This window comes from Caballeronia sp. BR00000012568055 (assembly GCF_029439455.1).
GTDB lineage: Bacteria > Pseudomonadota > Gammaproteobacteria > Burkholderiales > Burkholderiaceae > Caballeronia.
Map to the genome: position 1 here is coordinate 76129 of NZ_JAQFVG010000311.1, position 13311 is coordinate 89439.

General features: G+C 61.4%; 12 protein-coding genes. All 12 read left to right on the forward strand.

All coding sequences use genetic code 11. The annotated features are described in order from the left end of the window. Positions 1 to 367: 367 nt before the first annotated feature. The 12 genes from P7F28_RS22700 (at position 368) to pyrF (ending at position 13252) form a co-directional block, all read left to right on the forward strand. Positions 368 to 1309 carry an IclR family transcriptional regulator gene (locus P7F28_RS22700; RefSeq protein WP_277187011.1) on the forward strand — a complete coding sequence of 314 codons (942 nt, stop codon included), beginning with the start codon at positions 368 to 370 and terminating at the stop codon, positions 1307 to 1309. After that, positions 1306 to 2274, forward strand: a complete 969-nt coding sequence (locus P7F28_RS22705; protein WP_277187012.1) for a 2-dehydro-3-deoxygalactonokinase — start codon at positions 1306 to 1308, stop codon at positions 2272 to 2274. The genes P7F28_RS22700 and P7F28_RS22705 overlap by 4 nt, the downstream gene beginning before the upstream one ends. A gap of 12 nt (positions 2275 to 2286) precedes the next feature. After that, positions 2287 to 2973, forward strand: a complete 687-nt coding sequence (locus P7F28_RS22710; protein WP_277187013.1) for a 2-dehydro-3-deoxy-6-phosphogalactonate aldolase — start codon at positions 2287 to 2289, stop codon at positions 2971 to 2973. Further along, positions 2970 to 3746, forward strand: coding sequence for an SDR family oxidoreductase (locus P7F28_RS22715; protein WP_277187014.1), 777 nt, complete (start codon positions 2970 to 2972; stop codon positions 3744 to 3746). Before P7F28_RS22710 ends, P7F28_RS22715 begins: the two co-directional genes overlap by 4 nt. Before the next feature lie 125 nt (positions 3747 to 3871). Then, positions 3872 to 4879 (forward strand): arabinose ABC transporter substrate-binding protein, encoded by a 1008-nt coding sequence (locus P7F28_RS22720; protein WP_277187015.1) that lies wholly within the window; start codon positions 3872 to 3874, stop codon positions 4877 to 4879. Positions 4880 to 4935: 56 nt separating this feature from the next. Further along, complete coding sequence (gene araG / locus P7F28_RS22725) at positions 4936 to 6450, forward strand: L-arabinose ABC transporter ATP-binding protein AraG (protein WP_277187016.1); 1515 nt, start codon at positions 4936 to 4938, stop codon at positions 6448 to 6450. A gap of 12 nt (positions 6451 to 6462) precedes the next feature. Next, positions 6463 to 7479, forward strand: a complete 1017-nt coding sequence (araH, locus tag P7F28_RS22730) for an L-arabinose ABC transporter permease AraH (protein ID WP_277187017.1) — start codon at positions 6463 to 6465, stop codon at positions 7477 to 7479. 3 nt (positions 7480 to 7482) lie between these two features. Further along, positions 7483 to 8262: an SDR family NAD(P)-dependent oxidoreductase gene (locus P7F28_RS22735; protein WP_277187018.1), complete on the forward strand. Its 780-nt coding sequence runs from the start codon at positions 7483 to 7485 to the stop codon at positions 8260 to 8262. Then, positions 8259 to 9125, forward strand: a complete 867-nt coding sequence (locus tag P7F28_RS22740; RefSeq protein WP_277187019.1) for an SMP-30/gluconolactonase/LRE family protein — start codon at positions 8259 to 8261, stop codon at positions 9123 to 9125. The genes P7F28_RS22735 and P7F28_RS22740 overlap by 4 nt, the downstream gene beginning before the upstream one ends. 70 nt (positions 9126 to 9195) lie before the next feature. Beyond that, entirely contained in the window at positions 9196 to 10302 is a 1107-nt protein-coding gene (locus tag P7F28_RS22745; RefSeq protein WP_277187020.1) for an aldose 1-epimerase, read from the forward strand. Between the two features lie 316 nt (positions 10303 to 10618). Then, a complete protein-coding gene (locus tag P7F28_RS22750; RefSeq protein ID WP_277187021.1) occupies positions 10619 to 12358 on the forward strand; it encodes a carbohydrate-binding protein in 1740 nt (579 codons plus the stop codon). A gap of 81 nt (positions 12359 to 12439) precedes the next feature. Continuing rightward, positions 12440 to 13252: an orotidine-5'-phosphate decarboxylase gene (gene pyrF, locus P7F28_RS22755; RefSeq protein ID WP_277187022.1), complete on the forward strand. Its 813-nt coding sequence runs from the start codon at positions 12440 to 12442 to the stop codon at positions 13250 to 13252. The last annotated feature ends 59 nt before the right edge of the window (positions 13253 to 13311 follow it).

Here is a 13311-nt window from a genome sequence, read left to right on the forward strand (position 1 = left end):
TTGCGTTGCTAAACACCATAAAGCCCTGATTAATCAGGGCTTTTTTGTTTTTTGCCCGTTTGCGACCAGAAAGAGAACTCCCATTATCTGAACACTGCGATCACATATTGAATTTTTGAGATAGCCAGTCCTACAATCCGTCCAGAGCTTCGAAATCGACCGACCTGACAGAGGCAAGAAGGCAAGGTCGGAACCACGAAGCCAATACAAGAACAGACCGGAGACACGTCATGCATTCGATCGCCCACCCGCGTTCGCGGGTCGCGCTGCACGATTCTTTCCTCTTCGCGCGTTGCGTGCCGCACGTCAGCGTCCGCACGTCGCGTTCGGCGTGATGCCGGATCCGTTCACCGAGGAAACGAGCGCCATGAACAGAATCTCGAACGACGGCATCGAAGCCGTGGAAACGCGCGACGCTGCGGATCACGCCGATCACGCCATCCACACCGCCAAAAAATCCAACGGCCATCGCGATCCCGATGCGATCGCGTTGCCAAGCGCCTTGGTCGATATCACGCCGCAGCAAGCCGGCACGCAAACGCTGCTGCGCGGCCTCGCGATTCTCGAAGCCGCCGCGAACGGCGCACGCGATCTGCGCGCGTTCGGCGCCGCGCTCGGCACGACGCGCAGCACGACGCATCGGCTGGTGAGTTCGCTGGTGCAGGCGCGTTATCTCCGGCAAGTGCAGGGCGGTTATCTGCTCGGGCCGAAGCTGATCGAACTCGGCACGATCGCGCTCGAACAGATGCCGCTGAACGCAGTCGCGCGTCCGCATCTGCAGGCGCTCGCTGAGCATACGCAGGACACCATTCACCTGGGCGTGCGCGATGGCGACGACGTGCTTTACATCGACAAGATTCCCGGTACGCGCGGGCTGGAAATGCGGTCGCGCGTTGGTCACCGGATGCCGCTGGCATCGACGGGAATCGGCAAGGCGATGATGCTCGACCTCGAAGCGAACGCGTGGAAAAAGCTGCTCGAGGCATCGCACAAGGCCTTGGAACGCAAGAGTTTCAAGCCGGACAATCGGCCGGATATCGATACGTTCCTTCAGCGCATGACGCGTTACGCACAAGGCGGCTTCACCTTCGATCTCGAAGAAAACGAAGCGTCGATCCGATGCGTGGCCGCGCCCGTGCGCGATGCGTCCGGTGCGATCGTCGCGGCGCTTTCCGTGGCGAGCACGATTCCCTATATGCCGCACGAACGCATGGAAGAACTGATTCCGGTCATCCAGCGCGAAGCCCGCGCGATCTCCGAAGAACTCGGCTGGCGCGCGCCGCAATCCGCCCGCAGGATCAAGCGATGAGCCAACCTGCACTCATCGCGCTCGACTGGGGCACGACTTCGCTGCGCGCTTACTTGCTCGATGCGGACGGCGTCGCGCTCGACATGCGCGCATCGTCGGCGGGGATTATGAAGTTGCCGGAAGGCGGCTTTGATCAGACGTTCGAGGAAACCTGCGGCGCGTGGCTCGATGCGCATACGCAACTACCGGTCATCGCAGCGGGCATGGTCGGCAGCGCGCAGGGCTGGGTGGAAGCGCCTTACGTCGAAGCGCCCGCCGGTGCCAGCGCGCTGGTCGCGGGCATCGTGCAGGTGAAGACGGATCGCGGCGCGACGGTGCATATCGTGCCGGGCGTGCTGGAGCAAGGCACGCTGCCCAACGTGATGCGCGGCGAAGAAACGCAAATCTTCGGCGCGCTCGCCAGCGACACATCACTGGAGCAGAAAGACGGCGCGCTGATCGGTTTGCCGGGCACGCACGCGAAGTGGGCGTTTGTACGCGATGGCCGCATCGAACGGTTCTATACGTTTATGACGGGCGAGACCTTCGGCGCATTGCGCGATCACACCATTCTCGGCCGCACCATGCACCCGAGTTCGACGCCCGATCAGCCCGCGTTTTTGCGCGGCGTCGATACCGCGCGCGATGCCGGTCATCCCGGCGTGCTCGCGACGATTTTCAGCACGCGCACGCTCGGTCTCACGGGCCAACTGACGGCGGAACAGCAGCCGGACTATTTGTCGGGATTGCTGATCGGTCACGAATTGCGCGGCCTGAACGAAGTGTTGTCGCGCGAGCAATCCGCGCTGGCGGGCAAGGCGCTTCGGCTGATCGGCAACGACGCATTGTGCGACCGTTATCGCGCGGCGCTGGCCCGTTTCGGTTGTGACGATGCACCGACCGTCGCGCATGCCACCGAGCACGGTCTTTATCGAATCGCCGCGCTTGCCGGGCTGATCGCAGCGCCCGTGCGCGCGGCTCAATGAGGCGAACACGACATGCAACCTCCGATCAATCTCCCCGCGCCGTACGGCATGCACGCCGGATTGTCGGCAGCGTTCGCGGCGTGTCCGCTGATCGCGATCATGCGCGGCGTCACGCACGATGAAGCCGCCGATCACGGCCGCGCGCTGTACGAAGCGGGCTTTCGGATCATCGAAGTGCCGCTTAATTCGCCGCAGCCGTTCGACAGCATCGCCGCGATCCGCAGCGCCTTGCCCGCCGATGCAATCGTCGGCGCAGGCACGGTGCTGCATCCGAGTTACGTCGATAGCGTGAAGGCAGCGGGCGGCGAACTTATCGTCATGCCGCACAGCGATGGCGACGTGATCCGCGCCGCGAAATCGCAAGGTCTGGCCTGCGCGCCAGGCGTCGCGACGCCCGGCGAAGCGTTTCAGGCGCTGAAAGACGGCGCGGACGTGCTGAAGATGTTTCCCGCCGAGCAACTCGGGCCGATCGTCGTGAAGGCGTGGCGCGCGGTGATTGCGAAAGAAGTGCCGCTGGTGCCGGTCGGTGGTATCGCGCCGGACAACATGGGGCCGTTTTTGACGGCGGGCGCGAACGGGTTCGGGCTGGGTTCGGCGCTGTACAAGCCGGGGCAGAGCGCGGAAGTGACCGCGCATCACGCGAAGGCGTTTATCGACGGATTGGCTATTGCACGGACTGCACGAGGCGACAAGCGATGAACCGCCTCGCCGGCAAAGTCGCGATGGTGACCGGCGCCGGGCGCGGCATCGGTGCGGCGATCGCGCTGGCGTTCGCGCACGAAGGCGCGAGCGTGGCGCTTGCCGAACTCGACATCGAAATCGCCGATAAAACCGCCGAACGCATCCGTCAGGAAACCGGCGCGAATGTCATCGCGATTCGCACCGACGTGACGCAGAGCGCATCGGTGAAAGAGGCGGTTTCGCAGACCGAAGCGCATTTCGGCCCGCTCGATGTGCTCGTGAACAACGCCGGCATCAACGTGTTCTGCGATCCGCTCACCATGACCGACGACGACTGGAAGCGCTGCTTCGCCGTCGATCTGGACGGCGTGTGGAACGGCTGCCGCGCGGTGTTGCCGGGCATGGTCGGACGCGAGAAAGGCTGCATCGTGAATATCGCCTCGACGCACAGTTTCAAGATCATTCCGGGCTGCTTTCCGTATCCGGTGGCCAAGCACGGCGTGATCGGATTGACGAAAGCGCTGGGTATTGAATACGCGCCGAAGAACGTGCGCGTGAATGCGATCGCGCCGGGTTATATCGAAACGCAGTTAACGCACGACTGGTGGAATGCGCAGCACGACCGCCAGGCCGCGCGTCAGGCCACGCTCGATTTGCAGCCGATGAAGCGTATCGGTCAGCCGCAGGAAGTGGCGATGACGGCGGTGTTTCTGGCATCGGATGAAGCGCCGTTTATCAACGCGAGTTGCATCACGGTGGATGGCGGACGTTCAGCGCTTTATCACGACTGAATCGCAAAGAATGACGCACTGGCCGCGGTGCGCGCATCAAGACAACTAAACACGGCCACACCCTTCGTTAATCCCCGCCCACGCGGGAATTTTGAGACAACGGAAAAAGTCGGGAGACAACGATTATGAAACGCAGACTGTTCCTTACGCTGATCGCCGCTGCCACGGCCACGAGTGCGACGATGATCGCCGCGCCCGTCGCGCAAGCCGCCGATGACGTGAAGATCGGCTTCCTGGTCAAGCAGCCGGAAGAGCCGTGGTTCCAGGACGAGTGGAAGTTCGCGGAAATGGCCGCCAAGGAGAAGGGCTTCACGCTGGTGAAAATCGGCGCGCCGTCCGGCGAAAAAGTCATGAGCGCGATCGATAACCTCGCCGCGCAGAAGGCGCAGGGTTTCATCATTTGCACGCCGGACGTGAAGCTCGGACCGGGCATCGTCGCCAAGGCGAAGGCCGACAAGCTCAAGATGATGACCGTCGATGACCGTCTCGTCGATGGCTCCGGCAAGCCGATCGAGTCGGTGCCGCATATGGGCATTTCGGCTTACAACATCGGCAAGCAAGTGGGCGATGGCATCGCCGCCGAGATCAAGAAGCGCGGCTGGGACATGAAGGATGTCGGCGCGATCGATGTGACCTACGAACAGTTGCCGACCGCGCATGACCGCACGTCCGGCGCAACCGATGCGCTCGTCGCCGCGGGCTTTCCGAAGGCGAACATCATCATGGCGCCGCAAGCGAAGACCGATACGGAAAACGCCTTCAACGCCGCGAATATCGCACTGACGAAGAACCCGCAGTTCAAGCACTGGGTTGCCTACGCGCTGAACGACGAAGGCGTGCTCGGCGCGGTGCGCGCAGCGGAAGGGCGCGGCTTCAAGGCGGACAACATGATCGGCATCGGTATTGGCGGATCGGACTCGGCGATCAACGAGTTCAAGAAGCCGAATCCGACCGGTTTCTACGGCACCGTGATCATCAGCCCGAAGCGCCACGGCGAAGAGACGTCCGAACTGATGTACGCGTGGATCAAGGACGGCAAGGCACCGCCGCCGCTGACGCTCACCACCGGCATGCTGGCGACGCGTGAAAACGTCGCGTCGGTCCGTCAGCAGATGGGTCTCGCATCGAACTAAGTTTTTCGGAGAAGAAGCGGGCCGCGTGTGCGGTCCGCTGAAAAATAGGAGGCGATGTGTCAGCGACGCTGCGTTTTGACAATATCGGCAAGGTGTTTCCAGGCGTGCGCGCGCTCGACGGCGTGTCGTTCGACGTCAATGCCGGCGAAGTGCACGGTTTGATGGGCGAGAACGGCGCGGGTAAATCGACCTTGCTCAAGATTCTAGGCGGTGAGTATCAGCCCGATTCGGGCCGCGTGCTCATCGACGAAAACGAAGTGAAATTTGCGAGTGCGGCGGCGTCGATCGCGTCGGGCATCGCAGTGATTCATCAGGAATTGCAGTACGTGCCGGATCTGACGGTATCCGAAAACCTGCTGCTCGGCGCGTTGCCGAACAAGCTCGGCTGGGTCAACAAGCGCGCGGCGCGTCAGCACGTGCGCGAACGGCTCGCCGCGATGGGCGTCGATCTCGATCCGAACGCGAAGCTGCGCAAGCTCTCCATCGCGCAGCGGCAGATGGTGGAAATCTGCAAGGCGCTGCTGCGTAATGCACGCGTGATCGCGCTGGATGAACCGACGTCTTCGTTGTCGCACCGTGAGACGGAAGTGCTGTTCAAGCTCGTGCGCGATCTGAAGGCGGACAACCGCGCGCTGATCTACATCTCGCATCGCATGGATGAGATCTACGAACTGTGCGATGCCTGCACGATTTTCCGCGACGGCCGCAAGATCGCCTCGCATCTGTCGCTCGCCGATGTCCCGCGCGACACGCTCGTGCAGGAAATGGTCGGCCGCGAAATCAGCGATATCTACAACTATCGTTCGCGTCCGCTGGGCGATGTGCGCCTCTCCGTCAAGAACGTGCAAGGCGATGCCCTGAATGCGCCCGCGAACTTCGAAGTGAAGCGCGGTGAGATCGTCGGATTCTTCGGTCTGGTCGGCGCGGGCCGCAGCGAACTGATGCACCTCGTCTACGGCGCGGACAAGAAAAAGACCGGCGATATCCAACTCGACGGCCAGCCGATCAAAGTCCGCAGCACCGGCGAAGCGATTCGTCACGGCATCGTGCTGTGTCCGGAAGATCGCAAGGAAGAAGGCATCGTCGCGATGGCGACGGTGGCGGAGAACATCAATATCTCGTGCCGTCGTCACTATTTGCGCGCGGGGCTGTTTCTGGATCGCAAGAAAGAAGCGCAGACGGCGGATCGCTTTATTCAATTGCTGAAGATCAAGACGCCGAGCCGACGTCAGCGCATCCGCTTTCTGTCGGGCGGCAATCAGCAGAAAGCCATTTTGTCGCGCTGGCTCGCGGAGCCGGATCTCAAAGTGGTGATTCTCGATGAACCGACGCGCGGTATCGACGTGGGCGCGAAGCACGAAATCTACAACGTGATTTATCAGCTCGCCGAACGCGGCTGCGCGATCGTGATGATTTCGTCGGAGTTGCCGGAAGTGCTGGGCGTGTCGGATCGGATCGTGGTGATGCGGCAGGGACGGATCGCGGGCGAATTGCCGCGCGGACAGGCGAACGAACAATCGGTGTTGAGTCTTGCGCTGCCGCAAGCGGACACAGAAGCACAAGCGGCGTAGAGAGGAGCGAACATGGAAGCCAGAGAAAATATCGTCGGTCAGGCGGGCGAGAAAGTAGCGAGCGCGCTGATTCCGGCCAAGAACGACAAACAGAAGTGGTGGCAGCAGATCACCGAATACAGCCTGATCGTGATCTTCGTTGTCATGTTTTTGACGATGTCGCTGACCGTCGATCACTTCTTCTCGATCGAGAACATGCTCGGTCTGGCGCTGTCGATCTCGCAGATCGGCATGGTCGCCTGCACGATGATGTTCTGCCTGGCCTCGCGCGACTTCGACTTGTCCGTCGGCTCGACCATCGCGTTCGCGGGCGTACTTTGCGCGATGGTGCTGAACGCCACGGGCAACACCTTCATCGCGATTATCGCGGCGGTGGTGGCGGGTTCGGTGATCGGTTTCGTCAACGGCGCGGTGATCGCTTATCTGCGCATCAACGCGCTGATCACGACCTTGGCGACGATGGAAATCGTGCGCGGGCTGGGCTTTATCGTGTCGCATGGACAAGCGGTGGGCGTGTCGTCGGATACGTTTATCGCGTTGGGCGGATTGACGATGTTGGGGATTTCCCTCCCTATCTGGGTCACGCTCGCTTGTTTCATTATCTTCGGCGTGCTGCTCAACCAGACGGTTTATGGGCGCAATACGCTGGCGATCGGCGGAAACCCCGAAGCTTCGCGCCTCGCGGGGATCAATGTCGAACGCACGCGCGTGTGGATTTTCCTGATTCAAGGCGCGGTCACGGCGCTGGCCGGTGTGATTCTGGCGTCACGGATCACGTCCGGGCAGCCGAACGCGGCGGAAGGTTTCGAACTGAATGTGATTTCGGCTTGCGTGCTGGGCGGCGTGTCGCTGCTGGGCGGGCGGGCGACGATTTCTGGCGTGGTGATCGGCGTGCTGATCATGGGTACGGTCGAGAACGTCATGAATCTCATGAATATCGATGCGTTCTATCAGTACCTCGTGCGTGGCGCGATTCTGCTGGCGGCGGTGTTGCTGGATCAGTTGAAGAATCGCGGCGCGCGGGACTAAAACATGAATCCGAATCTGGCGCAGTATCCGAGTCTGAAGGGCAAGACCGTGCTGATTACCGGCGGCGCGACCGGTATCGGCGCGGCGTTCGTCGAACATTTCTTCGCGCAAGGTTCGAAGGTCGCTTTCATTGATATCGATACGAACGCGGGCGAAGCGCTGGCCGACACGCTCGGCGCATCGCTGGACGAAAACCAGACGCGCCCGATGTACCTCAACATCGACCTGACCGATATCGATGCACTCCGCAACGGCATCGCCGATGTCCGCAGCGCCTTCGGTCCGATCGGCGTGCTGGTGAACAACGCGGCGAACGACAAGCGCCACAAGATCGAAGACGTGACGCCCGAGCTTTACGATCAGACCATCGCGGTCAATATTCGCCATCAGTTCTTCGCGGCGCAGGCTGTCGCGGAGGACATGAAAAAGCTCGGCGGCGGCTCGATCATCAATCTCGGCTCGATCAGCTGGATGATCAAGAACAGCAATATTCCCATCTACATGACGGCGAAGGCGGGCGTGCAGGGCATGACGCGCGGTCTTGCGCGCGATCTCGGTCAGTTCAACATTCGCGTGAATACGCTGGTGCCGGGCTGGGTCATGACGGAAAAGCAAAAGCGTCTCTGGCTCGACGATGCAGGCAAGCGCGCGATCAAGGAAAACCAGTGCATCGACGGGGAAGTGCTGCCGGCGCATCTGGCGCGTGCGGCGCTGTTCCTCGCGTCCGACGACAGCAGCATGATGACCGCGCAGGATTTGATCATCGATGGAGGCTGGGTATGAAGGCTGAGTTGCTCGTCGATAGCCGATGCACGCTGGGTGAAGGCGCGACCTGGGATGCGCGCAGCGGGCGTTTGTATTGGGTCGATATCGAAGGCGCGAAGCTTTGGCGCTACGATCCGCGCGATCAGTCGAGCCGCAGTTTCAATATGCCGGAGCGGCTCGCAACGTTCGCTCTTTGCGCCGATGCCAACACGCTTTTGCTCGGTCTTGCGTCGCGTCTCGCCTTCTTCGATCTGGCGACCGGTGCGATCCACACCCTCATCGAAGTCGAAGCCGGACAGCCGACACGTATCAACGATGGCCGTTGCGATCGCGAAGGGCGCTTCGTGTTTGGCACGAAACACGATGTTGAAGATGCGAAGCCGCTCGGCGGGTTCTATCGGCTGAATACGGATTTGACGCTGGAACGCCTGCCGCTGGGCGATTGCGCGATTTCGAACAGCATCGGCTTCAGTCCCGATGGCGCGCGCATGTATTACTGCGATTCGCCGACGCGGCAGATTCGCGTGTGCGATTACCCGTCGTGCTCGAACGATCGCGTGTTTATCGAATTGAGCGATGAACACGGCGTGCCCGATGGCTCGACGGTCGATGCAGACGGCGGCCTGTGGAACGCGCAATGGGGCGGTCGGCGCGTGGTGCGCTATGCGCCCGATGGACGCGAAACCGCGAGTATCGATGTGCCGACCGAGCAGCCGAGTTGCGTTGCGTTCGGCGGCGCGGCGTTGGACACGTTGTTCATCACGAGCGCGGGCATCGGCATCGATACAAATGATGGCAGCGATGCACACGCGGGCGGCGTGTTCAGCGCGCAGCCCGGAGCGCGCGGTATCGCGGAAAACTGGTTTGCAGGGAAGCTTTGAGTGACGAGGCGGCGCGCGATGACGCGCCGCCCGACAAGACGGGTCCACGCCTCTCGATGGAGCATGAGTCATGACCGCTGCGCGCACGGAACAAAGACTTCGATCCACATCGACACCAGCGGCGAACACGGCAGCTGCGAACGCACGGCGCTCGCGTCTGGCCGCCGCCACCGAACCGCCGATACGCCCCGGCCCGAGCACCGCGGTGGTCGCCATCGGCGGAACGGACGTGGAGGGCTGCATCACGCTGGCGAACGCGCACCTGAAACTCGATGTCGCGCCGATGCTCGGCGGCGGTATCACGCGATTCGACTGGCGGCACGAAGGCGCGCTGGTGCCGATTTTCCGGCCCTGCCCCGAACCCGGTCCCGGCACCGATCCGAATCTGCTCGCGTGCTATCCGTTGCTGCCGTATTCGAATCGCATCCGCAACGGGCACTTTCATTTTTCCGGACGCGCGATCGATGTGCCGCGCAATCGCGAAGACGAGCCGTGTCCGCTGCATGGCGATGGCTGGCTCGGCGCGTGGGATGTCGAAGAGGAAACGGCCACGCGCGTGCGGCTGTCGCTGGATCGGAGCAACGGCAAGCCGTATTCGTTCCGCGCCTCGCAGACTTACTCGCTCGAAGACGCGACGCTGGTCGTCACGCTCGGGATCGAAAATACCGGCGATGCAGCCATGCCCTTCGGTCTCGGCCTGCATCCTTTTCTGATGCGCGAAGCGGATACGGAACTGTCCGCTGCGGCAGGTGGCTTGTGGCTTTGCGGCGATGACTGGCTGCCGGTGCGGCACGTGCCCGCGCCGCCCGCGTGGCAATTCGGCGTGGCGTACCCGATGCCTTCGTCGATGGTGAATAACGCGTTCACCGGCTGGAGCGGACGCACGAGCGTGTTGTGGCCCAAGCGTCGGCTGTCACTGACGATCGCGGCGGACACGGATTACTACGTGCTGTATGCGCCGCCCGGTGAGGACTTCTTCTGCTTCGAACCGGTCGATCATCCGATCAACGCGGTGAATCTGCCGGGCGGCGGCGAGGCCAACGGCATGACGGTGTTGGCTCCGGGCGAGCGCTTATCGCGTGAGTTTCGATTTACCGTCGAGCGTACCGGCGAAGCGGCGCGACGCGGACGGCCGCGGTCGAAAGCGGGAACCAAGGCGCGGGCGGCATCGAAATAAACGCTTCGATCTATACGTTTCAAATGGCAAGGTGAAGGGCCGATTGCGTCACGCGATCGGCCTGTTTTTTTTGCGCGCCGTTGCGAAATTTTGAACGTCGAGCGTGTGGATCACCGCCTCTTTTATCGGCTGTAAGTCTCAATCCTTCATTCGCATTTCATTGCGTTCAATCAGCATTTTCGTGCTGTAAAGCGACGATGTTTCGATGAAACCAAACGTCGTAATGCGTTCAATCTCGCGTATGACTTATTTGATTCGATCGACTAAATTTTAGTGGGGTTAGGTCGGGTCAGTCTGAGAGAAAGCGAGGTTGAAAATGCGATCATTTCATTTGCGCAAGCTGAGGTGGTCCGTTGCAAGTGCTGTATTGGTAGCGAGTGCGGTCTATGCTGCTTATCCGGCCTGGCAGGAAGACACCAAATATACGGCGGGCACGTACGTCAGTTACCAGGGCCACGATTATCAGGCGTTGCAGACGCATACATCGCTGGCGGGCGCGGGCTGGTATCCATCGTCATCGCCGACGCTTTGGCGGGATATGGGACCATCGGCGGGCGGCACACCGACCCCGGCGCCCGCACCGGCTCCGACGCCTGCGCCATCGCCATCGCCATCGCCATCGCCATCGGCGAATTGCTATCCGTCATGGCAATCGGCCACGATCTACGACAAGGCTGGCACACGCGTAACCACAGCGGGTCACAACTACGAGAGCAAGTGGTGGACACAGGGCGATAACCCCGCGCAAAGCGGCGCATACGGACCGTGGAAAGATCTCGGCGCGTGCGGCAGTTCGCCAACGCCTGCACCGACGCCAACGCCAACGCCGACGCCGACGCCAACGCCAACACCAACGCCCACGCCCACGCCAACGCCCACGCCCGCTCCCTCACCAGCAGGCTCGGTCACGACTACAGGCACGATCAACTTCCACTTGCTGCTCGGCGCGGGCAACCCGCAGGACAGCATGAAGCTGGACGGCGACAACTACACCGACCTCATCATGTCCAACATCATTGCGGGCGTGATGTATGGCCATCTGGTCGTCGAGTATTACCCCGGCCTTCAGTTCGAAAAGGACTATCTCTACGGTTCCGTTCTCGGCCAGTTGTTGCAGGAGAATCTCGAATCGCAGATGTATCAGGCAAGCGGCACGCAGATCGCGCCATCGAAAGATCAGCAGGCGGTGATGGGCAAAGGTCAGGGCGGTCCGTATCAGATCAACAATTACGCCGCCGATATGGTCTCCGGCACCTATCAGCCGCAGGGACATTCGCTGATCAACTACATCGCGCTGCAGAAGAATATCGGCTATTCATGGGCCGATGCGGGCACGCAATACACCAAGGTCACGCCGCCATCGTTCAATGACAAGTACTACGGTCCGATGCTCACCGCGTACTTCCATTACAACGATATGGTCGCGCTGGTGGAAACCGGAAAGGGCACGGGCGGCTGGACCACGCCCTGGCAACCGGCCTTCGACAACGCGATGACCACCTTCAAAACGTTACCGGACAACTTCTTCGAAATCCTGCTGAACGTGGCGTACAACCAGGGCTTTTACGGCACCTTGATGTCGAGTTACAGCAAACAGGGCGCAACGGCCACCGCCGACACCGTCAAACAAGTCGATGCGTGGAGCAGCGTCTGGGGCAAGACGGATTCCTACGAGCAGTATCCGTATCAGGTGCGCTATTACCTGAATCAGTTCTATGGCCGGCCGATTCCCACCACCAACGCGACGACGATGATGACGCCGCAAAACCACGTCGCCTTCAACATGACCAAACTGGGCGATGTCTTCGTCAACGTGTTCAAGACGCTGTCCTACGTGAACGCCAGCACCGGCGCGGGCGAATTCATTCCGGCCGCGACCGCGCAAAGCGCCTATAACTCCGCGCTGACACAGCATTCGGTTGCATCGACGAGCACGCTCGATCTCTCCAACGCGCAGGATCGCGCGACGATATTCAGCGTGCTGGAAGACGCCATCAAGAATCTCGAAACGACGCTGGGCGTGAAATTCAACGCGACGACCAATTCGGCGATTTGAGATTTCGCCGCCGTCGCAGGCAGGGCCCGATGCCACGCACGTTAAAATGCGTGGCATCGACGTCTTCAAGAAATCCCTGCCATGTCCTTCATCCAATCGCTCGAAGCCGCCTGGACGCGTACTCAATCGCTGCTGTGCGTCGGGCTCGATCCCGAACCGGCAAAGTTTCCCGGCGCGCTCAGAGGCCGGTCCGACGCCATCTTCGAGTTCTGCAAGACCATCGCCGATGCCACCGCGCCGTACGCGTCGTCGTTCAAGCCGCAGATTGCGTACTTCGCGGCGCATCGCGCGGAAGATCAACTGGAAGCGCTGATTGCGCATATCCACGAGAAACATCCGGGCATTCCCGTCATTCTCGATGCCAAGCGTGGCGATATCGGCAGCACGGCGGAGCAGTACGCGAAAGAAGCCTTCGAGCGTTATCAGGCCGACGCGGTGACGGTCAATCCGTACATGGGTTTCGATTCCATCGAGCCGTATCTCGCGCATGAAGGAAAGGGCGTGATCGTGCTGTGCCGCACCTCGAACGCGGGCGGTTCGGACCTGCAATTCCTCAACACGGATGGTCAGCCGCTGTATCAGGTCGTCGCGCGTCTGGCTGCCGAAAAGTGGAACGACAAAGGCCAGCTCGGCCTCGTGGTCGGCGCGACGTTCCCGAAGGAAATCGAAACGGTGCGCGGCATTGTCGGTGAGATGCCGCTGCTGATTCCGGGCATCGGCGCGCAGGGCGGCGATGTCGAAGCGACCGTGCGCGCGGGGCGCACGGCCAACGGCACGGGCATGCTCATCAACTCGTCGCGCGCAATCATCTACGCCGGCAAGGGCGATGATTACGCGCCGGCCGCAGCCGACGCCGCGAAGAAAACGCGCGATACGATCAACGCGTACCGCTAAGCGTCAAGGCGTACTTTTGATCGCGCGCTTCCGCTTGGGCGCTTCGATTTCAGGCATCG

Bases quoted from the DNA above. Each gene is read 5' to 3' on its own strand.
- P7F28_RS22700 (WP_277187011.1), top strand. From the start codon at position 368: ATGAACAGAATCTCGAACGACGGCATCGAAGCCGTGGAAACGCGCGAC.
- P7F28_RS22705 (WP_277187012.1), top strand. From the start codon at position 1,306: ATGAGCCAACCTGCACTCATCGCGCTCGACTGGGGCACGACTTCGCTG.
- P7F28_RS22710 (WP_277187013.1), top strand. From the start codon at position 2,287: ATGCAACCTCCGATCAATCTCCCCGCGCCGTACGGCATGCACGCCGGA.
- P7F28_RS22715 (WP_277187014.1), top strand. From the start codon at position 2,970: ATGAACCGCCTCGCCGGCAAAGTCGCGATGGTGACCGGCGCCGGGCGC.
- P7F28_RS22720 (WP_277187015.1), top strand. From the start codon at position 3,872: ATGAAACGCAGACTGTTCCTTACGCTGATCGCCGCTGCCACGGCCACG.
- araH (WP_277187017.1), top strand. From the start codon at position 6,463: ATGGAAGCCAGAGAAAATATCGTCGGTCAGGCGGGCGAGAAAGTAGCG.
- P7F28_RS22735 (WP_277187018.1), top strand. From the start codon at position 7,483: ATGAATCCGAATCTGGCGCAGTATCCGAGTCTGAAGGGCAAGACCGTG.
- P7F28_RS22740 (WP_277187019.1), top strand. From the start codon at position 8,259: ATGAAGGCTGAGTTGCTCGTCGATAGCCGATGCACGCTGGGTGAAGGC.
- P7F28_RS22745 (WP_277187020.1), top strand. From the start codon at position 9,196: ATGACCGCTGCGCGCACGGAACAAAGACTTCGATCCACATCGACACCA.
- P7F28_RS22750 (WP_277187021.1), top strand. From the start codon at position 10,619: ATGCGATCATTTCATTTGCGCAAGCTGAGGTGGTCCGTTGCAAGTGCT.
- pyrF (WP_277187022.1), top strand. From the start codon at position 12,440: ATGTCCTTCATCCAATCGCTCGAAGCCGCCTGGACGCGTACTCAATCG.